This is a genomic window from Variovorax glacialis (assembly GCF_051216375.1).
Classification (GTDB): Bacteria; Pseudomonadota; Gammaproteobacteria; order Burkholderiales; family Burkholderiaceae_C; genus Variovorax.
On the sequence record NZ_JBPJZT010000021.1, the window covers coordinates 17,172 to 42,202 of the forward strand.

Sequence of the window (25,031 nt, forward strand, 5' to 3'; positions counted from 1 at the left end):
CAAGGTCTGGATTTGACCCTGTCGGGCGGACGTCGTCGGCCCCGACGTCCGGAGTCGGCTGGCAGCGGACTCAGGGTCCGAGGCGACGGCTACGATCGTGGACGGGCAATGAATTAGTTCGTTTCGCTCCCAATGAGCGGACCAGCGTCTGGAATTCGGGCGACCTTTGAAGCGCGACGCGGCCGGCGGCAATAAGCCGCGTCACTTCCTCGTCGCTGATCGAGAACGCGGTGGGGACCTGCAACAGCCCGACCCGCAACTCCTCGTCGGCAGCATCCCTCAGATTGACGGGGACGACATAGATCTCTGCGTCGCTTGCGAAAGGGTCGGAGCCATCAGCGCCACGCGCGTGCAGGTCCTGCCGCCACTGGCTCGCGCTGTCGGCAAGAAATTCCTGCGTCTCCATGGTTGCTCGCGCGCCAGCGCCGAAAAGCAGCGTGTCCGCAACCGCCCTGATACCTGGCAATCGATCGTTAGCATCGATGTTGTTGGTCGGATCTCTCTCCGAATTGACCGTGATAAGCACCATTTTTCTTACAGCGCCCCGCGGAACCCCGGCGTCCCTAAAAGTTCTGCCCAGCCCCCCACCCGCAAGCGCACGATCAAGAAGGGTACGCACGCCGAGGTTGTCGGCGACCCCGCCATCCACCAAATGAATATACGGTCGCCGATCGGCATCGAGATAGCTGTTGGCCCGCGCCCGGAACATACGAACGCGGTAGGAGTCACCGGAATTCGCCCCGACAGTGGCGGCGATTCCCCGTCCGCGACACTCGAGCGCGAAGTTCTTCAAGGTCGTCGGGCTCAGGAGCACCGGAACTGCCGACGAAGAAGCGACCGCGAACGACAGCGGCACGCTTCGCAAGTCGGAGCAGATCAATGAAAACTGGTCGGCCGTGAAGTCGAATGACGTGCCGAGCGACATGTCTGTCGCCGAGATCACAAGCCGTGGACTTCGGGGATCTCGCTCCAAATCGGCATAGGTCTTTCCCCGGTACAGTTGGTCCAGCCGGCGCGCCAACAAATGGGATCGCCCGTACCAAGGCGAAGTCAAATCGTACAGGCTTGTCGGGCGCAGCGCCTGGAGGATCAAGCTGTTTTGAAAATTCTGCCGCAAGAAGGCATGCTCGAAGTCTGCCAAGCCATTGGCACCGAATGCGGCGTAGTAAGCAGCCAAGATGCTTCCGCCAGAGACGCCACTGATCACATCCGTAGCCTCAAGTAGATTGGTATGGCGCCCGTTCCAGACGAAGGTGGTCTGCTGGAGCTCGCTCAGTACGCCAAATCCAAACGCCGCCGCCCTTGCTCCGCCGCCTGACAGCGTTATCGCCACTAATATTGTTGGATCTCGATCCGAAGCCGAGTAAAGCCGCTCCGGCCCGTCGTCGTTCAAAGGAATGTTTGCCCAGGGTCGCAAAGTCGAGCACCCTGCGACGCAAAGGATGAAAATGGCGCAAAGCGTTCGCATGAACGGCATCGCTTTCTTTCATTCAAATTTGTTCGAGCGCCTTGGCGGCGTCGGAGTTGGTCCGTAACCTTGGCAGGTATTGCGGGTACTCACGCTGCATGAAATCAATCAGGCCTTCGCGCACCGTGCAGCGCAGGTCGAACGCAAGTGCGGATGAGGCTGCGGTGCAGAGCACGCGAATCTGCATCGCGCGTTCTGTGGCGTCGGTCACTCGCAGGTTGAAGAATCGGCCGTCCCATTCGGGTGCTGCCTTGACGATGCGCTCGACCTCCGCCCGTAGCGGCGCTAGCGGCATGGCGTAGTCGGCGAAGACGAAGACCGAGCCAAGCAACCGCGAGTCGTGGCGCGTCCAGTTCTGAAACGGCCTTTCGACAAAGTAGGTCAGGGGCAAGATCAGCCGGCGGTCATCCCAGATGCGCAGGACCACACACGTACCGTTGATCTCCTCGACCCGTCCCCATTCGCCCTCAACCAACAGCACGTCGTCGATCCGGATGGGCTGCGCCAGCGCGATCTGCAAGCCGGCAATAAAGTTGCTGAGAACGGGCCTAGCTGCAAAGCCAGCCACGATACCAACAAGGCCGGCCGACGCCAGCAAGCTGGCCCCTACTTCGCGCGCGCCAGGAAAGGTCATCAAAATGAACGCTGCGCCGACTACCAGAAGGACCGAATTGGCAGTGCGCGCCAAAACCCGGGCTTGGGTGAACAAGCGGCGGGATTCGAGATTCTCTCGAATGTCGGCCGCATGCTGTTTTATCGTGCCGTCCGCAAAGCCACTGACCGCGCGAATCACGAGCCAGGTTGCCGCGGCGATTAAACAAATCCCATTGAGATGTCGAACATTGCCGAGGTAACTCAGCTCTTGCGGGAGCGCCTGCCACAATGCCAGGAGGGCCCCCAACGGCAGGACGGCCTTCGCGGGGCGTTGAATGTTGAGCAGAGTTGCATGCAGGACCGGCATCAAGCGGGTCATGCGCTCTAGCACCGGGCCGCTCGCGTGGTGCACCAGCAAGGCTAGCGCCGTAACGAGCAGGGCCGCCAGAAACGGCACGAACCAAGCGTTGGAGGCAAGTTGCCGGACCATGATCGAACCGAGGCGCGGGCGCTACTGGTCGGCTGATCCAACTGTCGGTTCTGACTGCCTAGAATCCGTCGGTTTGGGCAGTCGCAACATTCGTATGCCAGCGTAAGCAACGGCGACCGTGAGCACAGGGCTTACATAGCAGAAGACCGCGTAGGGCGCATAGCTGAGCGTGGCAACTCCCAACGTTGCAGCCATATAGGCGCCGCAGCTGTTCCACGGAATCAGTGACGAAGTGGGGGTTGCCGTGTCGGCCACGGCTCGAGAAAGGCAAACGGGAGCGAGGCCTCGGCTTGCAAAGGCGATCCTGAACATCCGCGCGGGAAGCACAACGGCAATGTATTGGTCCGCAGTGGCGGCGTTGGTCGCAACGACTGAGGCGACCAGCGAGGCAACCAAGGCGCCGTCCGACTTCGCCTTCTGAATGACGGGCGAAATGAGGCGATCAAGAACACCGCACTTCTCCACCACGCCGCCAAACGCCAGAGCCGTGATAACCAGCCAGATTGTATCGAGCATACTTTCCATGCCGCCGCGTGACACCAACACGTCCAACGATGCATACCCGGTTGAGGCACTGTAGCCGCTGGCAAGTGCCAACCAAACCCCCTTCAGCAAAGCGAGCCAGTACGGCACCCCTTCACGTGCAGCAGCGAACGCCGCCACCCGCTCGGGCGCGACAATAACTGCGAGCAGGCCGCCTGCGATCGCGCCAAGAAAGATGGAGGTGAAAGGCGGGAACTTAAACAGCGCCATGGTGACCACCGCCGCCAACGGTAGAAACAAGACAGGCGACATGTGGAATGCGCTGCTCATCGACGCGAGCTGCTGGCCGGCATCGAAATCGCCGGGCTTACCAAGTAGCAGGAAGACTGCTAACGTGATCGCCAGCCCAACGACCGATGTCAGCAGGGTCTCCCGAATGTGGAGATAGATGTTGTCGACGCCGGCCGCGGTGGCAGCAAGCGTTGGCGAACTGGAAATCGGCGAACACTTATCGCCGAAATAGGCCCCCGAGACGACCGCGCCAGCCGCGATCGCGGAGTTCAGTCCCATGTTCTCCGCGATGCCCATCAAGCCGATGCCAATGGTGCCGGCGACGGTCCAAGAACTCCCGATGCTGAACGAAATGACGGCGCACAGCGCCGCGGCAGTGACGTAGAAATAGTTCGGGCTGAGGATTTTGAGTCCGTAGTAAACCATCGCCACGATAGTTCCGCTGAGCGCCCAAGCGCCGACCAAGGCGCCAACGGCGAACAAGATGAATATGGCTCCGATGCCAGTGCTCACGCTTGCCGAAGCTGCCTCACCCAGCGCCGCAAGCGAATGGCCGCGGCGCCACCCGATGAAAACGGCGATCATCGTGGCGACGATCAACGCGACTTGATTCGGCCCGCCGGCGCCGGCGTCTCCAAACAGGAAGTAGGACAGCCCTACCAGCAAAACGAGACTGGCGATCGGAATGATCGCTTCGGTCAGGCTGACCTGCTGCACGTTCTCTGGCCGGTTCATCGATACCCTTCCCCAAAGTTCAAGACATCACGTGCCGCGCATCGGAAACAGAGCGTCGCATCACCGCAGACGGGCATATGCTGAGTCCAGCCCCCGCCCAAGTTTCGCGCGAGTCATGTCATAGAGAGAAACGCAAAATTGCTGCAAGGTGTTGCCCTTCTGGCAGGTCCTGTGCCCGCACCCCGAGCACACGCGCCCCTGATGCAAGAGCGCACATTGCAATCGCGTCAAAAACCCCATAAGTGTCCTTCGACGATGCATCACTCAAGGTGATCGCGCCGGTTGTTTCGTCATAGGTCCCGCGAACCGTCGCGTCGATATCGATCAAGAGCGTGTCAATCGCGCCCAGTGCGGCCGCCCGCCCCGCGTCGGCAAGATCGCTGGTGGCCCGGCCAATCTGCAGGCGCGAACTGAATTGCGAACGAAGTTCTTCGAGTTGCCGCGCGTAGAGATGATCGAGCAAAGGCCGCGCGGCCGCCGCGAGTTCGAGCGCAGTGCTCCTCTCGGCGTTGCCGGCGACTCCCTCGGCCGCGAGTTCGACCGAATTGCAGACCGTGCGGAAGATTGAGGCCAATGGCTCTGCCGACGCCAAGAAGAGGGGCAGCTTAATCCCGGAGAGGACGGGCCGGAGCGCCGCATCCACCTTCCTCGCAAACTGCACCAAGCGCACCTTTTTACCTTCGGACCCGGTGATCCTACCGCTGGGCGACCGATCATTGATAGTGTCAAGGCCTGCTGAACTCGCGGCATCTGTGGGCATTTCAGCGACCTGCACTTCGACAGGTGCACCCTCGGCAAAGAATTCGATCAGGCGAACCTGGTTCTCGGACAAGGCCAAGACCAACGCTGCGTGCGGGAACGTGACGGCCCGCACCAACGGGCTCAGATGAAAGCGCCCGGATACCTCGACCTGCGACTGAAGGCTGGTTGCAAGCCTGAAAGTCCAGATGTGGTCGGTCGTGGCCAGGATCGCAAGGCTGTTGGCTTGGAAGCGCCAGAACTCGTAGTCGGCGATCAACTCTTCGATGTTTTCCTCAATCGGCAGGCGACGTTTGCGCTCGATACCCGCGTCATCAAGCTGCTGCATCGCGGATTTCAACAAGTTGCCAAGTTGTATCCGGCTCGCGTCGGTGTGCTGGGACAACTGGGTCGTCGGAAGGTAGATCGAGACGCAGGCATCGACGCGCGTCCGAAAAAGAACATCGATCTGTTCGCGCGTCGGGATGTCGAGATGAAGCATAGATTTCTCCAAAGATTCTTCTGGCCGACTTAACAACAGTGGCGCGTTCGGGAGAAGTCGAATCTGCGCCCCACGCCTTCGGAGGGCATCGCTCTATCCGCTGCACTACTGAGGCTGAAGGTTTTGAGATCTTGGCAGCACTGACCAGCCATGCTTTGAATGGTCGCAAGACTGTCCGCCAACTTCTGATCTTTGGCAAGTCTTCCGAACCGTCACTACCAACATAGAAGGGGCTCTAACACCGTGACGTTGTGGGCGACCGCCCAGCCCAGCGCGAATGGCGGGCAGGTGTAACAGACCGAATTAGTGCCGCCAGTTAGCGCTTGATGGTCATCTCGAGGAGCGCGATTCTTCGGGGTCGCGTTATACGCATCGGACCGGCAACTGGATCACCGGGTAAACACAGTCACTGCACACACGATCCGACGCAACATTCGAGGATTCATTCGCGCCGCGCGTCGCGCGTATTGGCGTCTCGCGGCGAATCCACAGAAGTTCGTTGCCGCCCACGACCTCTCTGTCGGGTGCATGCATTCGTCATGAACTCAGCCTATCGAGGCTGTCTCAGTGATGCGGCGCTTGACAAAGAAAACGGACGCATTGATGCTGCGATCCGACCGTTTGAGAGTCGGAAAAAGCCAAGGGCGTTCTTTGGGCACGTTTGCCTACGCATCGGAAGTAATGTGACAACTCGATGACAACTCCTTCAGGCTGAGAGTGCGACCCGCTCTAAAGTCACCACCCTTGGAGAAGGCGGATTCCATGGCTTCGAATGAGCAGAAGATGTCCCGCATGCAGCTCACCGCCATGGTGGTGGGTGGCATGATCGGTGCCGGGATTTTTTCCCTGCCAAGGACTTTTGCAAACGCCACAGGGCCCTTCGGTGCCGTCATCGCATGGCTTATCGCGGGCACTGGCATGTACATGCTGGCGCGAGTGTTTCAGGCACTGGCGGAGAGAAAGCCAGAGCTCGATGCGGGCGTCTTCGCCTATGCAAAGGCTGGCTTCGGCGACTACCCGGGTTTCTTGTCCGCGTTTGGCTATTGGATCGGGAGCTGCATCGGAAACGTCTCGTACTGGGTACTGATCAAGTCCACGCTTGGCGCATTCTTTCCAATCTTCGGTGAGGGCAACACTGTCGCCGCGATTTTGGTTGCCTCTCTCGGAATTTGGTCCTTCCATTTCATGATTCTTCGAGGTGTAAAACAGGCGGCGTTCATCAACAGCGTTGTGACCGTGGCCAAGATCATTCCAATCGTGGTGTTCATCGTGGTCATGGTCTTCGCCTTCAAGATGGACCTGTTCCGCGCCAACTTTTACGGCGGCGAGGGCGTTCAGGTAGGCATCTTCGAACAAGTGCGAGCGACCATGTTGGTGACGGTTTTTGTCTTCCTGGGTATTGAAGGCGCGAGCGTGTATTCGCGATTTGCCAAGGAGCGCACAGATGTGGGCAAGGCCACCATCCTGGGCTTTATCAGTGTCACGACGCTGATGGTACTGGTGTCGATGCTGCCCTACGCCGTGCTGCCGCGGTCCGACATAGCGGGCATGCGCCAACCCTCAATGGCAACGGTTCTCGAAGGTGTGGTCGGGCCCTGGGGCGCCATCTTCGTCAGCGTCGGCCTGATTGTCTCGGTGCTCGGCGCGTATCTGGCCTGGTCGCTGATCTGTGCAGAGGTCATGTTCACTGCAGCCAAAACCCGTGACATGCCTGCGATTTTCGTTAAAGAGAACAAAAACAAAGTGCCGGCAAATGCGCTGTGGCTGACCAACATCATCATTCAGATGTTCGTCATCACCACCTACTTCTCGAGCGATGCTTTCGCGCTGATGCTCAATCTTACGAGTTCGATGGCGTTGATCCCGTACCTGTTCGTGGCAGGCTACGGCCTGATGATCTCCAAGCGCGGCGAGAGCTATCAGCTGAGACCGAGCGAGCGCAAGCGAGATTTGATCATCGCGTCGATCGCCGTGGTCTACACGGTCTTCATGATCTACGCCGGCGGCCTCAAGTTCATCCTGCTGTCCGCAGTCCTCTATGCGCCCGGCACGGTGCTTTACATCTGGGCCCGACGTGAGCAGAAGAAGACGGTGTTCTCCCCTACTGACTGGATCGTCTTCATCATCGCCGTGTTGGGTGCTGCAATCGGAATCTATGGACTGGCGACAGGGTTCATCAGCATCTAGTCGCACGGGTTGGTAAATCGGTTCATCGTTTTAATCTTTGGAGGTCATCATGACGACTGCAGAAGGCAAGGAAACGACGTTCGGCGTGCACTCGGAGGTCGGCCAGTTACGCAAAGTGATGGTGTGCGCACCGGGCCTCGCGCACTCGCGGCTCACGCCCAGCAACTGCGACCAGCTTCTCTTCGACGACGTGCTCTGGGTGGAGAACGCCAAGCGCGACCACTTCGACTTCATCACCAAGATGCGCGACCGCGGCGTCGAAGTGCTGGAGATGCACAACCTGCTCGCAGAGACCGTCGCTGTGCCCGAAGGCAAGAAGTGGATTCTCGACAACCAGGTCGTGCCCAACCAGGTGGGCCTCGGCTTCATCGACGAACTGCGCAGCTACCTCGAAGGGCTCGACAACCGCGCGCTGGCCGAGACGCTGATCGGCGGCCTGTCGACCCACGACTTTCCAGAGACGCACGGCGGCAAGGCGCTGGAGGTCGCGCGCGAGGCCGCCGGTGCCACCGAGTACCTGCTGCCGCCGCTGCCCAACACGCTCTACACCCGCGACACCACCTGCTGGATCTACGGCGGCGTGACGCTCAATCCCCTCTACTGGCCCGCGCGCCACGAAGAGACCATCCTCACGACCTCGATCTACAAGTTCCATCCCGACTTCTCCGGCAAGGTGAACGTGTGGTGGGGCGATCCGACCGAGGATCACGGCCTGGCCACGCTCGAAGGCGGCGACGTCATGCCCATCGGCAAGGGCAACGTGCTCATCGGCATGAGCGAGCGCACCTCGCGCCAGGCCATCAGCCAACTGGCGGCCACGCTGTTCAAGAAAGGGGCCGCCGAGCGCGTCATCGTCGCGGCCATGCCCAAGATCCGTGCGGCGATGCACCTCGACACGGTCTTCACCTTCGCCGACCGCGACTGCGTGCTGCTCGCGCCGGACTTCATGAATCAGACGCGGACGTACTCGTACCGTCCGAGCAGCCATCCGAGCGGCGTCGAACTGCATGCCGAGAACAAGCCCTTCGTCGACGTCGTGGCGCAGGCGCTGGGCTTCAAGAAGCTGCGCGTCGTGGAAGCCGGCGGCAGCGACTACCAGCGCGAGCGCACGCAATGGGACAGCGGCGCCAACCTGGTGTGCGCCTCGCCGGGCGTGGTTTATGCGTACGACCGCAACACCTACACCAACACGCTGCTGCGCAAGCAGGGCATCGAGGTGATCACCATCGTGGGCGCCGAACTCGGACGCGGCCGTGGCGGCGGCCACTGCATGACCTGCCCGATCGTGCGAGATCCGGTGGAATTCTGAACGTACTGCTCGGCGAAAAAGGGAACGCCATGCCTCGTCGGAGGTTTTGCCTGTCCGACAATTTCGCTACCTCCGGCCTATCGGCGTCTTCGTCTTTCTGGAGTTGCGTTAGCCGACCTGATCATCAAGTTCGAGGCGACTCCGTTCTGCTGTGCTTAGATTCCCAAAGTATAGACCTGCGCGGCCAGGTGGCGAAGTCGCCCGGCGCTCTTGCTGATGGTGCGCGCCGCGGCATCCTGCATAAATACGCCGACCCTGCCTCCAGCCGCGGTCGAACCGGCTCAATCGACGCCTCCGGCTGATGAGCTGACCCTATGGAGGCTTCCGCAACATCTGCCGTCAGCGCCGTGCTCGACCTGCATGTGGCCGACCTTAGGCAGCTGTTCAACTCAATGGACCCGGCGCCCTTCCGCGAGCGTGATCTTGATGGGAAAGCGCTGGCTTATATCGTGGACTGGGCGCAGGAAGTGCCGCCGAGGCGACGTCTCGAACTGGTCGTGCACCTTGATGTGGAGTACGTGTCCGACGCCGACGCAGCGATGCTCGAGGACGCTGTTGACGAATACTTCCGCCAACGCGCACTGGCCACCCGGCGCGGCCTGCGCAAGTTGTTTCGGATTGGACGCATCAGCCTGCTGATCGGCGTGCTGTTCGTTGGTGGCGCCGCGATCGTTGGCGAATTGATCGCCGGCGTCATCAGCAAGACCCGCTATGCCACCCTGATTCACGAGAGTCTGGTGATCGGTGCCTGGGTCGCTTTGTGGCGGCCGATGGAGATATTCCTGTACGACTGGTGGCCGGTTCGCGCCGAAGCGGGACTCTACGAGCGACTGAGCAAGATCAAGGTCCGGCTCGTCCGCTCAGGCAGCCAGAAAGGGTTGCTGGCTTGAGAGAAGGCGATATGCAGCACACCTGCTTCACTACACACCCTTCGCAGCCTTCTGCTGCGTCCGTCCGGCACGAGGGAATCGACATGCTCTGCCTTGTCGACAGTGTGCCTGTGCAGCCGGCAGCGGCAGCGGCGGCTGACTGCGACAAGTTGCCGGCTTGGTGACGCCCGAATGCGCAACTTAGGCAGTTGTTCATCATCAGGAGGGAGGTCGGGAATGCTCATCGAAATGCTGCTAGGGGTCATTGCCGAAATGCGCGGACCACTCCACCCGTATTGGCGATCAGTCGCGCGAGCATTTTTCGTCTTGACAATAGTGCTGGGGACGAATGCGACCTTCGCCGCCGACCCCGATGTCGCACGTGCCAGGCAGCTGGTCGGCGACGGTATGTATCAGGACGCCTACGAACTCCTAGCATCTTTCGCAAGTCTTAGCGACGCCGACGTCACCTATCTGCTCGGCCGCGCCGCTCTCGGCCTGGAACGAGGCGACGAGGCAAAGGCGCTTTTCGAACGCAGTCTTGCGACTCGACCTGACTTTCCGCCGGCGCACCTTGGATTAGGTCGTGCGTACTATCTGCTTGGCCGGTACGCTGAAGCGAAGATCGAGTTCGAGACCGTGCTTCGCTTCGACAACTTGCCGCAAGACGTTATGTCGCAAGACGAGATCTACGACCAGGCGGCGCGCCAGTCGCTCGACGAGAACAAGCCACTGACGCATTTCGCCTACTTGGAGACCGGCATCGGCCAGTACCGCGTCAACGAGACCGTCGGGACGCGCGCGCTTGGCGGCGGCGACCGGCGCGACACCTTTTACAACGCGCGCGGGGGCGGCGGCATCAACTACGCGCTGCAGAACGGCTACTCCATTGACGCCACGCTGGACTATCGCTACCGCAACTATGACAACGCCGACAGCCGGAGCGACTCCGACCTGCGCTGGAATCTGGCCGGCAGCAGGGCGTTTGGCGAGAACAATCTCGCCGCAGGCTTCAGAGGCCGCACGAGCTATCGTGGCGACGGCGACTACCGCAACGATGTTTCGATCTACACGGACTATCGCATGCGGTATGACCCGGACAATCAATTCACCCTCAGCGCGGATGTGCGACGGCGGCGATACCCTGAGGGCCCTCTCCGCGCCAGGAGCCGGACCACGGCGCTGGTTTCCGCGGGTTGGATTCGCTCATTCATGGAGGGTGACGGAAGTTTCTCAGTCACTGGGCACGCCGGCCACAACTACGCAACGAGCAGGCCAGACGGCTCGTCCGACGTCTTCGGCGCCACCGCCGCGCTGGATTTCACGGTCAACAAGCAGTGGAGCTGGGGGACGTTTGTGTGGTGGGAGCGGGATGCCTACAACTCGGACAACATCCACTTCCACCCCGATACGCTCGGCAACGCAGTCCTGCTGCGGCGTCGTGACAACCTGTACGAAGTGGGGGCCTATCTGGTGTGGGAGTTCGCGCCGACATGGACGCTGCGGCCGGAGTTGCTCTGGATCCGCGATCAGAGCAACTCGATCGGCTTGAACTACAGCTCGACCGAGATTTGGCTGAATGTGCGCAAGAGTTTCTAGAAGCACATGAATGGCCGCTCGTGTCGGCGGCGTCAGAAGATGTCGCGCTGGCCCTGCCGCGACTTAAGGTCTGTGGCCCTCCAGGTAGCGCCTGAAGTTGCGACCGGCGCGCAGCGCAATCACGCATCACTCGGCCACAGAGCTTGCCGCCCCTGTTCCTCGCATGGGGCAGCGCAATCCTCGTGATCCGACGCAACGGAACACCCGGTGATCGCATTGCACGCTCCTCGCGCCATCAACTTTTGCATTCATCCCACACGTCGCCCCATGAGCACCTAATCCGGGAGTCCCGGGGGTTTGACATCGCCGCGAGAGATGGCGAGCGGGCGTCGCTTACGACGAACGCAAACGCGAGGTGGTAATTCGGACCAACGAAGCCGTTCCGCTTTTTGACAGCGGCGCCACCTCTCCACACCCTTCGCGTCTTTTCCGCTTCAGCGAGCGAAAGTTGACTTGCTTTACTCCCAGAGACCGTCGCAAAATCCACTTAATGAGTGCCCTGTCATTTTGGGATGCATTAACCCGCGAAGGTGGCGACTTAGGCGTCATATTCGCTCAGATCGAGCGCAGGGACGCCGAGGCGCTGGCCGAGTTGACCATCGGACTAAGAATACTATCGCTGCTTCTCACCTTGTCTGGCTCTGCGTTAGCGCTCTTCTTTGTGTCGCCCGAAGAAAGTCTCGCAACTGACCCTTCGCTGCTTGATGATCCTCTCCTTCGCTTCCATCATGCGTATGTTTCTCACTTCCCGATTGTTGCAATCACTTTGCTGATAGCGAACTTATTGATAATTGGTGGGCTTCTGTACGCTCAAATCCGTACAGGATGGCCGCGCAATCTGGTCCGAGAATTCGGGCTTGGAAACGGAACGACCAAATCGATGGAATCTTGGCGTTCAATTTTTCTTGAGAGGCTTGAAGATTCCACTCACACAGCGGAACGCATCGAAAAAATCATATTCCTCGGGGCAACTTTGGTCATCATCATTATTCCGGTGCAACTGGCCGTCGTTGCCGCGCTCGTCACCATATTTAGGAAGGCCATGGCATGATCCATAGACATGATCGTCGATGTCGCAGGGTACGCGGAGTGCCCAACATCCTAAAGTTGCACGCCGGGGCGTGTAGAGCTACTTTTACGCCCAAAGCGACGGCGATTAGCTTTTGACAAAGTGGCCACATAAGCTGAGAGACTGTTCGATCATTTGGGCCCGCCTTTGTCGCATTGCAACGAGTAGGGTCCGCGGCGACTGCAAGAGCATGGGCAAAGGCGTCGGCGACCTGCGCTCTGACTACGGCTTTTGTTGGCCGGTTGGCTGCGGCCTGCCAGCGCTCGGCGGGCAGCAGGCGCTCTCGGCCACGAAAGGTGAGGTTGTGTTCGATCCACACCGAGCCGTTGCGCATAGATCGATGCAGGCCAAAAAGCGTGGCCAATTCCAGCGCCGGGAACGCGCGTTCACGGTCGTAGCCCGACACGAAGGCGGGCGGCGTGCCCTGGGTCGGCCGTTGAGGCACCGACGAGCAGCGTGCCAGTATGCGGAAAAAGGGCCGGGAGTGTTTATGCGAAACGAGTTTGCTCGCGCCCGGCGGCTCAACTGGAGGAGGTCTTCCGATGATGCGACGAGTCCTGGCGTCGAGCCGATACATCATGATCATTCCCGTGATCGGAACCTTCCTCGGTTCAGTGGCGCTGATCCTGTACGAGGCGGTCGCACTGTGCTCGACCTTCATCGAGGCCATCCGCAGCGGCACCGCGTCAGCCAAGGCGGTCAAGATCTTCGCGGTGGGCATCGTCGAAGCTGTCGACGTCTTCCTCATCGGCATTGCCGTCTACCTCATCAGCATCGGCCTCTATTCGCTGTTCATCGACGACAAGCTACCGCTGCCCAAATGGCTGGAAGTCCACAACCTCGAGGATCTCAAGGGAAACCTGGTGAGCGTGGTCATTGCCGTCCTGTCGGTCCTGTTCCTGCGCGAGGTCGTCGCCTGGGAGGGTGGCAGCGACATCGCCGCATTCGGCGCCGGGCTAGCGCTTGTGGTGCTGGCACTGACCTTCTTCCTGATGAAGAACAACGCGCGAAGGCAGTAGTGACGTAGGCCCCCATCGGCCCCTACCTTCAAAGCTTCAACACCTGCCTGTTAGCGCCGATGTAAAACTGACCCACCTGGGCGAGGATGGCAGCCATTTCGGGGTGCTGCAGCGCACGGCTTCTGCAGTCAACTGCGACGGTCGTTGAGGCCCGAACGTCAACTTCCGGCGACGGGGAAATCCCCCGGATCGTCTTCAGGGCCCGAACCCGGCTTACGGCGGACGGCATGGGGCCCGGAAGCTGCCGTTGGATGCTCGATGCACGTGCTGCCGGTGGAACTCTCAAAATCCGACCGGACTCAGGCATACCTGGCGCGGAGATTGACCTAGGTTGAGTGCGCAACCGAGTCGAGCTTCGCCAGACCGAAAAATCTTCCTGAAGCCTCCGCCCAGCTTTTCCGGCCGGTCGGCCAGTTCAAGGCGCTGCAGGTGGTCCCTGACCGTATCGTCACCTCTGCCAGTTCGAGAAGGACAGCGGCCAGCGTCGCCACGTCATGACCGAGCAGGAACGCTCCGAGCGGTTCAGTAAGCGTTTTCCTTGGCATAGGTTCGCACAGGGCCATCATCGGCCATCCGCAACGCGCGAGCATGGCGGCGTCTGATTGCCGAAAGGGTTCTCAATGCTTTGGCAGCATCAACTGCATCAACGTTCAAATGAAACGTCGACTCACGCCAAAGCGACGGACATCGCTCCGAAGATTGAAGATGGTATGACAACACTCGCATGACAATTGTTAAAAAAGGCGCCGAGAACGATGCAACTGCCGCGCGACAAGGGCAGTTTTCCATCGAGCCTGTGTGAAAACGCTTCGTTGATCGTCTCACTCAAAATAAAATTCGCCAACCCGTCAGAGCGAGGTGGCCTATGAAGCGATTCATCGAAGGCGAGGACCGACAGCAGGTGACGCTGCTGCCCGAATGCCTTGACGACTATATCGGTGAGGACAACCCGGTGCGAGTCGTCGACGTCTTCGTCGAGGAACTGGACCTTCAGGCGTTGGGTTTCGAGGGCGTCGAGCCGGCTCCGACCGGGCGTCCTTCATACCACCCGTCGGTCCTACTGAAGCTCTACATCTACGGCTACCTCAATCGCATCCAGTCGAGCCGTCGCTTGGAGCGCGAGGCCCAGCGTAACGTCGAACTCATGTGGCTCACCGGCCGACTGAGGCCGGACTTCAAGACCATTGCCGACTTCCGTCACGACAACGGTCCTGGCATCCGCAATGTCTGCAAGCGCTTCGTTGGCATGTGCCGAGAGCTCAAGCTGTTCACTCACGCCATCGTGGCCATCGATGGCAGCAAGTTCAAGGCAGTCAACAGTCGCGATCGCAACTTCACCCCCGGCAAGATCGACGCGCGCCAGCGACAGATCGAGCAGAGCATCCAACGCTATCTCGATGCCATGGAGACGGCAGATCGCACGCAGCCCGCAGAGGCCGAGGCCAAGACCGAGCGGTTGACGGAGAAGATCAAGAAGCTGCGCGAGCAAATGCGGGAACTGGATCGGACCAAGGAGGAGCTCAAGCACGAGCCCGACGGCCAGCGCTCGACCACCGATCCCGATGCGCGCTCGATGAACTCGCAGGCCAAGGGCTCGGGCCTGGTGGGCTACAACGTCCAGGCAGCGGTCGATGCCAAGCACCACCTGATCGTCGCTCACGAGGTCACCAACGACGGCAACGATCGCTCGCAACTCAGCAATATGGCAATGGCCGCGCGCGAGGCGATGGGCAAGACCAAGCTGCAGGCCCTTGCCGATCGCGGGTACTTCAGCGGCAAGGAGCTCAAGGACTGCGAGGACGTGGGCATCACGACCTACGTTCCCAAACCGATGACCTCGAACGCGAAGGCGGAGGGGCGCTTTGACAAGGGCGACTTCATCTATATCGCGAAGGACGATGAGTACCAATGTCCCGCGGGGCAGCGAGCCATCTACAGGTTCAACACATTGGAGAAGAACGGCAACGAGCTTCGTGTCTACTGGACCAGCGCTTGCCCCAAGTGCCTGATCAAAGGCCAGTGCACGACGAGCGCGTATCGGCGCATTCGTCGATGGGAGCACGAGGAGGTGCTCGAACGCGTTCAGCAACGCCTGGACCGCAAGCCGATGGCTATGACGCTGCGACGATGTACCGTGGAGCATGTGTTCGGCACACTCAAACACTGGATGGGCTGGACGCACTTCCTGATGAAGAATTTGGAGCACGTGAACACCGAGATGAGTCTGCACGTGCTGGCTTACAACCTGAAGAGGGTCATCGCGACCCTGGGTATTGCCAGAACGATGAAGGCGATGAGATTGATGGGGGCGTGAGCCCCTTCGATGACCTTCGCGGCTTACGTAGCGGCCTTGCACGAGCTCGGCCGCCTTGCCTGTGCAACGAGACCACTGGATGGCTCCGAGGCGCTGATTGGCGACCACAAGGCCCCGTTTCGGCATACCGGCAAGTCCAACGCAGTTTTCACACGACCTCCATCACAACCAGACGAGCAAACGACGTGCTGACCACCGTGTCTGCGGAGTTGATGGATCAAAAAGCAGCGTGGTGATGGCTTGCACTTCCATGGCAGCGCGCGTCGGTCATATTGGGTGGCACCAGCACGGGGCAGCTCATCTACTGACCGTCTTCATTTGTGGACTCGGGGCATCACCCGCCACCGGCGCGAGACATACGCTCGACCTGGCAGGCATAACCACCGGGCTGGGTCGAACACGCGGAAGGTTGGCGCGGCGGGGGCGGGGGCATGCCCGAGCAGCCTGTCAGGACGATCAGGGTGCACAGAAGTGCAACGTTTGCAACCTTGGACATTTCGTTCTCCACACGTCGGGGCGGGCAAGCCCATGCCGATCGGTCATCGCGCATGAGACCGGAAGTCTACGCGCCGCTCGCGGATGTACTCGAATGCGGCGTACGTTCGTCGACCGTCGCATCTGCGCGCCGACTTGCCAGCGTTGCCTTGCAGCGGGTCATCGCTGCCGATATCTCCCTGGCGCGTACGCGCTATGCTCTGCGCGGGCCTTCCACTCGCAATCCGACGAGGAGAAACGCGATGAAGTCACGCCGCTTCACGACTCGCAATGGAACGGAACTCGCCTTCTCGGCCCTCGGCCTGGGTACCGCACCCCTGGGCGATCTGTACGAACTGCTGGACGAGAAAACCTGCATCGTCACCGTCGAACAGGCTTACGCCAGCGGGGTGCGCGTGTTCGACACGTCGCCGCACTACGGCAACGGTCTGGCCGAAGCGCGCGTGGGTGCAGGCCTGCGCCACCTGCCGCGAAAGGACGTGATCGTCTCGACCAAGGTCGGGCGAGTCATGGATGCCCTTGCCAAGCCACCGCCGAAGAATCCCGATGTCTTTTCGCCGGGCTTTGCCGGCGGCCATCCGCATGCGCCGCACTTTGACTATTCCTACGACGGCACGATGCGTTCGGTCGAACAGTCTTTGCTGCGCACCGGCCTGGATCGCCTGGACATCCTCCTGATTCACGATTGCGACGTGTGGACGCACGGCCCGGTCGATGCGCCCGTGCGCTTCAAGGAGGTGATGGAGGGCGCCTACAAGGCGCTCGACAGGTTGCGCAGCGAGAAGACCGTCGCGGCCATTGGGTTCGGCATCAACGAGTCCGACGTCTCGGTGAAGTTCGCCAAGGCCGGCGATTTAGACGTGGCGATACTGGCGGGCCGCTGCTCGCTGCTGATCCAGAACGCATTGGACGAATTCCTGCCGCTGGCGCTCGAGAAGAACATCGGCGTGATGCTGGCCGGTGTGTTCAATTCCGGCATCCTCGCAACCGGCGCCGTGCCGGGCGCCAAGTTCGAGTATGGGCCGGCGCCCGAGGACATCATGGAGCGCGTGCGCAAGATCGAGGCGATCTGCGCAGCGCATGCCACACCGCTGCGCCGCGCGGCGCTGCAGTTCGCGATGGCGCATCCCGCGGTCGTGACGGTGCTGCTCGGCGGCGTGACGCCACAGGAGGTCCAGGCCAACTCCACCGATGCCGATCAGCCCGTGCCGGCCGCACTATGGCGCGACCTCCAGACCGCCGGCCTGCTGAGTCCGGCCGCACCGGTCGGCTGAGCATCTTTGCAGGCGCGTGTGGCCCAACGTGTCACTCGTTCGCGCTGCGCGCCCGTAGTCTGTCGAACAGCACCGCCACGATGATGAATCCTCCGACGAAGGTGCCCTGCCAGAAGGTACTGATGCCCAGCAGGATCAGGCTGTTGCGAATCACCTCGATCAAGGCCGCGCCCACCACGGCGCCGAAGGCCGTGCCGATGCCGCCCGCCAGGTTGGTGCCGCCGATGACGGACGCCGCGATCACCGACAATTCCATGCCCTGTCCCAGGCTCGTCGTCACGGTGCCGAGCCAGCCGACTTCGAGCACGCCCGCAATGCCCGCGCACAGCGCGCAGAACATGTAGACGCTCACCTTCACCAACTTCACCGGCACGCCCGTCATCGTCGCCGCACGTTCATTGCCGCCGATGGCATACAGGTGCCGGCCCCAGCGCGTCCAGCGAAACAGAAAGCTCGCGATCAATAGCAGAACGATCAGGAAGAGCACCGGGCTTGGCACCCGGATGGGGTCGACGAAGGGCAGTGACACGTTGACGAAGCCGCCACCCAGCGCGAGCAGTTTCGGCTGGTCCGGCCCGAACTCGTAGACCATGCGGTTGTTCGACAGCACCATCGCGAGGCTGCGCACGATGGAAAGCATGCCCAGCGTGACCACGAACGGCGGCACCCCGATGTAGGCGATCATGAAGCCATTGATCGCACCCGCCAGCAACGATGCGCCCAGGGCCAGCGGAATCGCCACCCAGATCGATGTGCCCGCGTGCATGGTCATTCCGACCACCATGCCCGACAGCACGAGCACCGCGCCCACCGACAAGTCGATGCCCCCGGTGACGATGACGGCCGTCATTCCGATCGCGATGATCGCGACGAAAGCGAAGTTGCGAGTGACGTTGAAGAGGTTCTGCTGCGTCGCAAAGACATCGCTCGCGAAGGTGAGCACCACGAACGCGACAACGGCCGCCACCGAAACCCAGAAGGTCTGCTGGCTGACGAGCCAACTCAGCCAGTTGCCATGCACGCGCCGGTCGATGCTGTCCTCGAGACTTGCGGCCATGTCGGACTGCCTTGTCGTTGGGTGGGGTGTGATCATGCGGTTTCGATGGCGCCGGTGATGAGGCCGGTGACCTCCTCCGGGGAGCTGTGCGCGATGGGCTTGTCGGCCACCTTCACGCCGCGGCGCAGCACGACGATGCGATCTGCCACCGCAAACACGTCCGGCATGCGATGGCTGATGAGCACCACCGCGATGCCGTGCTCTCGCAGGCGCCGGATCAGGTTCAGCACCTCGGCGATCTGGCGCACGCTGATGGCGGCCGTGGGCTCGTCCATCAGCACGATCTTCGGATCGGCCAGGCGGGTGCGCGCAATGGCCACCGCCTGCCGCTGGCCGCCGGACATCCGGCGCACCAGATCGCGCGGCCGTGTCTCCGACTTCAGCTCGGCGAAGAGTTCGGCCGCGCGCTTGAACATGGCGCGATAGTCCAGCACCTTGACGGGGCCGAAGCCACGCGTGAGTTCGCGCCCGAGGTAGACGTTCTCGGCCGCCGTCAGGTTGTCGCACAGCGCGAGGTCCTGGTAGACGATCTCGATGCCTTCGCCGCGCGCGTCGGCGGGCTTGTGAAAGGCCACCGTACGGCCCTCCATCATGACCGTGCCGTCGCTGGGCGGGTAGTTGCCCGCGACGATCTTCACCAGCGTCGACTTGCCGGCGCCGTTGTCGCCCATCAGGCCGACGACCTCGCCGGGCTCGATGCGCAGCGAGACGTCGACGAGCGCCTGGATGGCGCCGAAATGCTTGGAGACCCGGGCGAGCTCCAGGACAGCCATGCGACTACTTCGCCGGGCACTTGTCCAGGTTGGTCGGCACGCATTCGTCCAGCCCCGTGTAGACCGGGTCGGCGACCTTCTTGCCACCGATGAGGTCGATCAGCACGGCGGGGGCGCGATGTCCCATCTCGAAGGGGCGTTGGCCGATCTGCGCATGGCTGCGGCCATTCTTCAGTGCGTCGAGCTGCGGGGGCAGCGTGTCACCGGCGATGATGATCAGCTCCTTGGACTTCAGCCTGGCCATCACCTGGTCCGTCACCTGCGCATACGCGGACGGACCGAACTGCGCCCAGCCCCCCACGAGGATGAAGGCACTGAGCTTTGGATTCTTGGTGAACACGTCCGACATCTGCTGGTTGGCCAGGTCGATCTGGTCATTGGTGAAGAGCGGACAGCCGTCGATCTCGGTCCAGCCGCCGTCACCCTTCAGCCGGTCGACCCCGTTCTTGCCGGCAATGGTGTCGCGAAAGCCGGCTGCACGCGCATTGATGTTATCTGCAGCCACGTTGCCCAGTTGCATGCACACCGTGCCGCCCTTGGGATTGAGCTGCTTGAGGTGCCTGGCCATCAGCACGCCCATGTCGTAGTTGTTGGTGCCCAGGTAGGTCTTGCGCATGGACCGGTCGGCCGCGGCAAGATCAGCGTCGATGGTCATGATCGGCATCTTCGGTGCCTTGGCCTTGAGCATGGTGGCCATGGCCGGCGCGTTGGAGGGCGAAATGGCGATGCCTGCCACCCCCTTGTTGATAAGGTCTTCGACGATCTGTACTTCGCCGGCCTCGTCCGCGCTCGATGCCGGTCCGGTGTACAGGCAGGTGTATTCGGAGCTTGGGTTTTCCTTGTTCCAGAGCGCGCAGCCGTCGCCCAGCACAGTGAAGAAGGGATTGTCCAGGCCCTTGACCACGACCGCCAGGGTCTTCTTCTGGGCCATCGCCGGTGCGGCGACGAGAAGCGCCGCCAATGCTGCGCCGACAAACTTGAGAACCGACTTGTTCATTGCGTCTCCTGGATTTTTGGATATGCACAACTGTCGAAGTCTCTTGCAGCGCTGGCAAGCCGCGGATCTCTTCTGCGGCTGTTCGCGACCCAAGAGAAGGCGGACTATAGGACCGGGACTGGGCGCTGTCGAGCGCGTAGACCCGAACCGCGAGCAGGTGGGTCGCCCTCGTAGTAAATTGGCGCCGCCTCCGCGCGTCGCGCAACGATCGCAGCATCTGTCGAACTCGGGCGTGTGGAAGAGGCGCGAAAGGAAGCAGTCAGGCTCCTCGCAAAGTAGCCAAGAAGCGCCGCGTGGCGGTTTGCAGTCGGCCCGTTCACTAGTACTGAAGCGACAGCCGCTCTGAAAGCGCGACGCATCGCGGCCGCGGGAGCGGCAGCCATGCTCGATGACACGTATGCGTCACGCGTGGCGAATCTCGGCAAGCCAAGGTAAGTGCTGATTCTGAATGCCGTCGCGTTCGTCCAGGACAGGGCTCGCGCTCAGATGAGCGTCCGCAGTGACGTCATTGCCGCATGCCAAGGACCGCGAGCGCCGTGCATCAGGACTATCGTTTGCATAGCATCTGCTCTACAATTCATTTCATGAAAACCGCCCAGTTGCCGCCCGTTCGTGTCGAGCCCTCCGTGCGCGATCAAATCGAAAGCGTGCTACGCCAGGGGGAAACGCTGTCGCAGTTTGTCGAAAATGCGGCTGTGCAAGCGGCTCAGCGGCGCAGATCACAGCAGGATTTCCTCACGCGGGGTCGCGATTCGCTGGAACGTGCAAAGAAGAACGGTCAGTACTACTCCGCGAAGGATGCCCTCGATGCGATGCAGGCGCGCCTTGATGAGCGCATCGCGCAACTTCCGCGCGGGAAGCGCGGAACCGCCACTCGTTCGTGACATACACCGTCGTCCTGACGCACGAGGCCCTTGAAGATCTCATGCGCCTTGAGGACTTCCTCACTGAAACAGCGCTGCAACACGGGGACTTCGATCTGCCGCGACGCGCAGTGGCATCGATCCGCGCCGAACTGCGGATTCTGGAGACCAATCCGTTCACCTGCCGCATCGCCGACGATGACCGACTCGAACGCGAGCTGGTCATTCCTTTCGGGGCGTCGGGATACGTTGCTCTGTTTCGCATCGTCAGCGATATCGAGGTCGTGGTTGCCGCGATCCGCCACCAGCGTGAAGACGACTACCATTAGCCATCGTCGCCGTCGCTTGCGAAGTACAGGAAGCAATTTTCCCGGCGCCTTGCTTTTGCGCTACGACGAGCCGCCAAGGACGGAGCATCCGACAACGCCCCCTCGAGGGAAGAACCGCGCTGACCATCCACCCTCTCGGCAAGTCGCCATCGAAGCGCGTCTGGAAGCGCCCGTCTCCAAGCCATGACGGGATCTGGCTCGTCCAATGATGCTTCCCATGTCCACGAGACGCTTGAGCACGGAATGGTGATGTGCGACGCGCTATAGGCCTGGTGCAAGATTTGCCAAGGCGAGACGCATGCTTTGCCGCCGAAGAGGAAACTGAGCCGGCCGCATTCTCATCCAGAGGGTTCGGCGCACGCGAAGGCTTAATATTTTGGATGGACGCGCGCGTGATGCCACGGGAAGTGTGTTGTCAGCGGCTGCTCACCCAACCAAATCGGATAAATGATGGATTAGAGCGTCTTGGACGCCCAGCCGGCAGCGTTCAGTTCGCTCCCTGCGCCGCGACGCTCCGCCTCGAGCGTTTGCCGTGTGGAGATGTCAGCGTTTGTGACGACCAGCTCTCTCGTGAATTTGTCACTTCCCAGGTCTTCCCGAGAAGCATTCAATGCCTACCTTCGCAATACCCGGAGCGGCCACGATGACCAAGGAACTGCAACTGATCGTCGACCAGCCCAGTGCGGGGCACTTCTACTGGACGATCGTTGACTTGAACGGCCACGGCGACGAACGCACCGTGGTCGACTATGCGCGCGGTCCTCTGCAAACGCGCGCCGCAGCGATGGTTGCAGGGATGACGTCCCTTGCGCAACACCAGCGTAGCGGCATTCCCCCGCCCCAGCAGATGTCGAGCGCCCGGTTCGGCAGGAGCGCCGATAGGGCGCCTGGCTCGCTCTTGCATGCCTCGATGTTCTGATCAACGCGGTCCTTCTCAGAAACGAACCTCCGGTGCTTTGGCAGAAAACCCGTGCGACGGCCTGAAGCCGTCAAACCGGGGCGCCTTGAGAGCGTGGCGGCTTAAAGGAGGGAAGGGCGTCGCGCGCAAGTCTACGGTTTCGCGCGAACTGGTCAGCAAGGTGCGACCGTCGCCCATCTGAATCGTCTGCCGGCACTCCATGGGCGTAGACTGAGATGAGGGAAACCAGTTCGATTGGAATAGGGCTGACCATATGGCTCTCAACGCGTACCTCACCCTCAAGGGTCAGAAGCAAGGCGACATCAAGGGGTCCGTGACCCAGAAGGGTCGCGAAGGCAAGATCATGGTCATCGCGGTCTCGCACGAGGTCATCAGCCCGCGCGACGCTGTCAGCGGCCAGGCGACCGGCAAGCGCCAGCACAAGCCGCTCGTGATCACGAAAGAGCTCGACAGATCCAGCCCGCTCCTTCAGAGCGCCCTCGCGAACAACGAGAACTTTCCGACCTGCACGCTCGAATTCTGGACATCGCAGTTGTCCTCGGCCGCAGGCGGTGGGGTCGAGAAGCAGCACTACACGATCGAACTCGTCAACGCGAGCATCGCGTCGATCAGCTTTCGGATGCTCAACAACAAGGACCCGGAGATGACGCGCTATGCGGAGTACGAGGAAATCGCCTTCACGTACCAGAAGATCACTTGGACGTGGAAAGACGGCGGCATCACGGCGAGCGATGACTGGTCGTCGCGCCCCTGATTTCTCAGGCTATGTTGAGCGGTTGCGGCTGCCACCACGTCCGTTTGGTTTCAAGACCGTCCAACGGCTTGTGGTCCATCATTTGGCGCCTGTCCATCGAACAATCGCCTCGAGGCCAGAGAACTTTGACCGTTACAGATCTTGACCGCCCGTGCCAGCAAGCCCGGTGCATTTGCGGCGCAGCGCTTTACTGTTCCAAGCCCCGTTGCCAACCGTTCGGATTTACGGCACCCCATGCGAATGGCGACGTCGATCTCTATCAGCATTCCACACCAACTCGGGTCAGACCATCTCCGGCGTCATCCAAGTAGCCCGGGATCGGGCCGGGGCCAACTCCGAGGCCACAGACATCGCACTTCCACGGAAGGCCATGTCAAACCGCCTGAAGTACCTCAAGCGCCAGATGTACGGGCGGGCAAGTGTCGAGTTCCGCCTGCGAGTTCTGGCCGCGAAATGAATCGCGCAGGGGACACATCGATATTGTCGACCTCAACTCATCGATGAAGCCGCCGAGTTGCACAACCCGGGATCAAACTGGGCCAGGCCTGAAGACCCAAGCACCCCGTACATTCCTCGCCGTGCATTTCGCAGCTTGCCCGTCACACAAAGTTCGGAAGAGCCCGATTTACTTTCTTCTACGGCTCCAGAACGCGCGGCCGCCAATGTACAGGCGGACCGATCCCCAGTAGGGCGGGGCTTGACTAAGACCTGCGCTATCCTATGGAAACTTGCATGCCAGCACGGATGCCGGGCGGGCAAACAAAAACGCACCGATCGCACGAAACGTACGACAACCCGGGAAGGCAGCGCTGAGCAAGTGCAGCGCGCACGACGCTTCGTCGCGGGCTCAGGAGATCATGCGCCGACGTGCGGCCTTTGAGCACCTGGATTCGTCAACGGGAGAACCTCGAGACCTCGTCCGGTCTGTCGGTGGGTCTCGACTCACCGATATTGACCATGTCGGCCGTGGCATCGAATCAGAAATCACGCGGCGAATTCCGCTGCGCCAATGAGTTCACGAAGGATCGCGGTCAGCGCGCGAGCCGCTGGAGACATTGCGATGCGATTTCGGTAGGTGAGGGTAATGTCCACCTCAATGGAGGCCCCTGGCACGGGGAGCGGTACCAAATGGCCAGCACGTTCGTCGGGACGTACCAGTCGATGCGGAAGAACGCCGATAAACGGGCCCTGCAGAACCAGGGCGCGCAGATAGCTCGCCGAATTGCTCAACACCGACGCGATCGGCGGCGCGAGACCCTGGTCGACGAACATCCGATCGAGGCGGCTACGCCAGGACATGCGTTGCATCGGCAGCGCCCATGGGAAAGACAACAGGTCCTTGAACTGAATCTCGGATTTCGAAGCCAGTGGATGTCGTGACGATGCAAGTACTGAAACTTCATCGCGGAACACGATTTCGCTGGACAGATCGGGGTCGCTTGGATCTGCCCATCCGCTCAAGGCCAAGTCCAATTCACCTCGGCGCAGTGACGGGATCAGCTCTTCAACCGTGCCGACGACGACGGTCAGGCTAATGCCCTTGCGCCACGCATACAGGCGGGCGGTCGCAACCGGCATCAGGTTTTCGGCGACGCTCGTCGTGATCCCAACGACAACCTGGCCTTCGCTGGCACCACGCAGCATCGCAATCTGGGTTTCGGCCAGGCGCATCTCGGCGCGCACCGCCTTTGCGTGGATCGCGAGTGCTTCGCCGAAGGCCGTCGGAACGACCCCCATGGGAGTGCGATCGAACAGTTTGACCTGAAGTTCGTCTTCGAGCTGCCTGATGCTTTTCGTGAGCGCTGGCTGCGTCACGAAAACCAATTCGGCAGCGCGACTCAGACTGCCGGTTTCGTAGATTGCTAGAAAGTGACGAAGGCGCTTGGTATCCATCCACGTGCAG

Annotated in this window: 20 protein-coding genes; 12 read left to right on the forward strand and 8 right to left on the reverse strand. The window is 61.1% G+C overall.

Annotation, left to right across the window (positions count from 1 at the left end; genetic code table 11):
• Positions 1 to 70 precede the first annotated feature (70 nt).
• The 4 genes from ACSFBL_RS31495 to ACSFBL_RS31510 all read right to left on the reverse strand — a co-directional run bounded on the left by ACSFBL_RS31495 (position 71) and on the right by ACSFBL_RS31510 (position 5,301).
• On the reverse strand, positions 71 to 1,477 hold the full coding sequence (locus tag ACSFBL_RS31495; protein ID WP_435519750.1) for a patatin-like phospholipase family protein: 1,407 nt from the start codon (positions 1,475 to 1,477) through the stop codon (positions 71 to 73).
• Positions 1,478 to 1,490: 13 nt separating this feature from the next.
• Positions 1,491 to 2,552 (reverse strand): mechanosensitive ion channel family protein, encoded by a 1,062-nt coding sequence (locus ACSFBL_RS31500; RefSeq protein WP_435519751.1) that lies wholly within the window; start codon positions 2,550 to 2,552, stop codon positions 1,491 to 1,493.
• A gap of 21 nt (positions 2,553 to 2,573) precedes the next feature.
• Positions 2,574 to 4,061, reverse strand: coding sequence for a Na+/H+ antiporter NhaC family protein (locus ACSFBL_RS31505; RefSeq protein WP_435519752.1), 1,488 nt, complete (start codon positions 4,059 to 4,061; stop codon positions 2,574 to 2,576).
• 118 nt (positions 4,062 to 4,179) lie between these two features.
• Positions 4,180 to 5,301 carry a baeRF11 domain-containing protein gene (locus ACSFBL_RS31510; protein ID WP_435519753.1) on the reverse strand — a complete coding sequence of 374 codons (1,122 nt, stop codon included), beginning with the start codon at positions 5,299 to 5,301 and terminating at the stop codon, positions 4,180 to 4,182.
• Positions 5,302 to 6,063: 762 nt separating this feature from the next.
• Here ACSFBL_RS31510 and ACSFBL_RS31515 point away from each other — a divergent pair.
• The 8 genes from ACSFBL_RS31515 to ACSFBL_RS31550 all read left to right on the forward strand — a co-directional run bounded on the left by ACSFBL_RS31515 (position 6,064) and on the right by ACSFBL_RS31550 (position 17,436).
• Positions 6,064 to 7,488: a basic amino acid/polyamine antiporter gene (locus ACSFBL_RS31515; protein ID WP_435519754.1), complete on the forward strand. Its 1,425-nt coding sequence runs from the start codon at positions 6,064 to 6,066 to the stop codon at positions 7,486 to 7,488.
• A gap of 118 nt (positions 7,489 to 7,606) precedes the next feature.
• A complete protein-coding gene (locus tag ACSFBL_RS31520; RefSeq protein WP_435519790.1) occupies positions 7,607 to 8,797 on the forward strand; it encodes an arginine deiminase in 1,191 nt (396 codons plus the stop codon).
• A gap of 314 nt (positions 8,798 to 9,111) precedes the next feature.
• Complete coding sequence (locus ACSFBL_RS31525) at positions 9,112 to 9,687, forward strand: hypothetical protein (RefSeq protein WP_435519755.1); 576 nt, start codon at positions 9,112 to 9,114, stop codon at positions 9,685 to 9,687.
• 216 nt (positions 9,688 to 9,903) lie between these two features.
• Positions 9,904 to 11,265 (forward strand): tetratricopeptide repeat protein, encoded by a 1,362-nt coding sequence (locus tag ACSFBL_RS31530; protein ID WP_435519756.1) that lies wholly within the window; start codon positions 9,904 to 9,906, stop codon positions 11,263 to 11,265.
• 490 nt (positions 11,266 to 11,755) lie between these two features.
• Positions 11,756 to 12,316 carry a hypothetical protein gene (locus ACSFBL_RS31535; RefSeq protein ID WP_435519757.1) on the forward strand — a complete coding sequence of 187 codons (561 nt, stop codon included), beginning with the start codon at positions 11,756 to 11,758 and terminating at the stop codon, positions 12,314 to 12,316.
• 560 nt (positions 12,317 to 12,876) lie between these two features.
• A complete protein-coding gene (locus ACSFBL_RS31540) occupies positions 12,877 to 13,353 on the forward strand; it encodes a YqhA family protein (RefSeq protein ID WP_435519758.1) in 477 nt (158 codons plus the stop codon).
• Positions 13,354 to 14,218: 865 nt separating this feature from the next.
• A complete protein-coding gene (locus tag ACSFBL_RS31545) occupies positions 14,219 to 15,667 on the forward strand; it encodes an IS1182 family transposase (RefSeq protein WP_435519759.1) in 1,449 nt (482 codons plus the stop codon).
• 737 nt (positions 15,668 to 16,404) lie between these two features.
• Entirely contained in the window at positions 16,405 to 17,436 is a 1,032-nt protein-coding gene (locus ACSFBL_RS31550; RefSeq protein ID WP_435519760.1) for an aldo/keto reductase, read from the forward strand.
• Positions 17,437 to 17,467: 31 nt separating this feature from the next.
• On the opposite strand, the gene ACSFBL_RS31555 is transcribed toward ACSFBL_RS31550, so the two are convergent.
• From ACSFBL_RS31555 to ACSFBL_RS31565, 3 genes are read right to left on the reverse strand one after another with little or no spacing between them, the layout of a single operon-like run.
• On the reverse strand, positions 17,468 to 18,493 hold the full coding sequence (locus tag ACSFBL_RS31555; protein WP_435519761.1) for an ABC transporter permease: 1,026 nt from the start codon (positions 18,491 to 18,493) through the stop codon (positions 17,468 to 17,470).
• A gap of 32 nt (positions 18,494 to 18,525) precedes the next feature.
• Complete coding sequence (locus ACSFBL_RS31560; RefSeq protein WP_435519762.1) at positions 18,526 to 19,266, reverse strand: ATP-binding cassette domain-containing protein; 741 nt, start codon at positions 19,264 to 19,266, stop codon at positions 18,526 to 18,528.
• Positions 19,267 to 19,270: 4 nt separating this feature from the next.
• The gene (locus tag ACSFBL_RS31565) at positions 19,271 to 20,263 is read right to left on the reverse strand and encodes a substrate-binding domain-containing protein (RefSeq protein WP_435519763.1); all 993 of its coding nucleotides are present in this window, start codon (positions 20,261 to 20,263) and stop codon (positions 19,271 to 19,273) included.
• A 584-nt stretch (positions 20,264 to 20,847) separates the two neighbouring features.
• On the opposite strand from ACSFBL_RS31565, the gene ACSFBL_RS31570 reads away from it, so the two are divergent.
• The 4 genes from ACSFBL_RS31570 (at position 20,848) to ACSFBL_RS31585 (ending at position 23,128) form a co-directional block, all read left to right on the forward strand.
• Positions 20,848 to 21,147 (forward strand): YlcI/YnfO family protein, encoded by a 300-nt coding sequence (locus tag ACSFBL_RS31570; protein ID WP_435519764.1) that lies wholly within the window; start codon positions 20,848 to 20,850, stop codon positions 21,145 to 21,147.
• The gene (locus ACSFBL_RS31575) at positions 21,144 to 21,455 is read left to right on the forward strand and encodes a type II toxin-antitoxin system RelE/ParE family toxin (RefSeq protein WP_435519765.1); all 312 of its coding nucleotides are present in this window, start codon (positions 21,144 to 21,146) and stop codon (positions 21,453 to 21,455) included. Before ACSFBL_RS31570 ends, ACSFBL_RS31575 begins: the two co-directional genes overlap by 4 nt.
• Before the next feature lie 643 nt (positions 21,456 to 22,098).
• Positions 22,099 to 22,374, forward strand: coding sequence for a hypothetical protein (locus ACSFBL_RS31580; RefSeq protein WP_435519766.1), 276 nt, complete (start codon positions 22,099 to 22,101; stop codon positions 22,372 to 22,374).
• 253 nt (positions 22,375 to 22,627) lie between these two features.
• Positions 22,628 to 23,128, forward strand: coding sequence for an Hcp family type VI secretion system effector (locus ACSFBL_RS31585; RefSeq protein WP_435519767.1), 501 nt, complete (start codon positions 22,628 to 22,630; stop codon positions 23,126 to 23,128).
• Positions 23,129 to 24,112: 984 nt separating this feature from the next.
• On the opposite strand, the gene ACSFBL_RS31590 is transcribed toward ACSFBL_RS31585, so the two are convergent.
• Positions 24,113 to 25,021 (reverse strand): LysR family transcriptional regulator, encoded by a 909-nt coding sequence (locus ACSFBL_RS31590; protein ID WP_435519768.1) that lies wholly within the window; start codon positions 25,019 to 25,021, stop codon positions 24,113 to 24,115.
• Positions 25,022 to 25,031 lie beyond the last annotated feature (10 nt).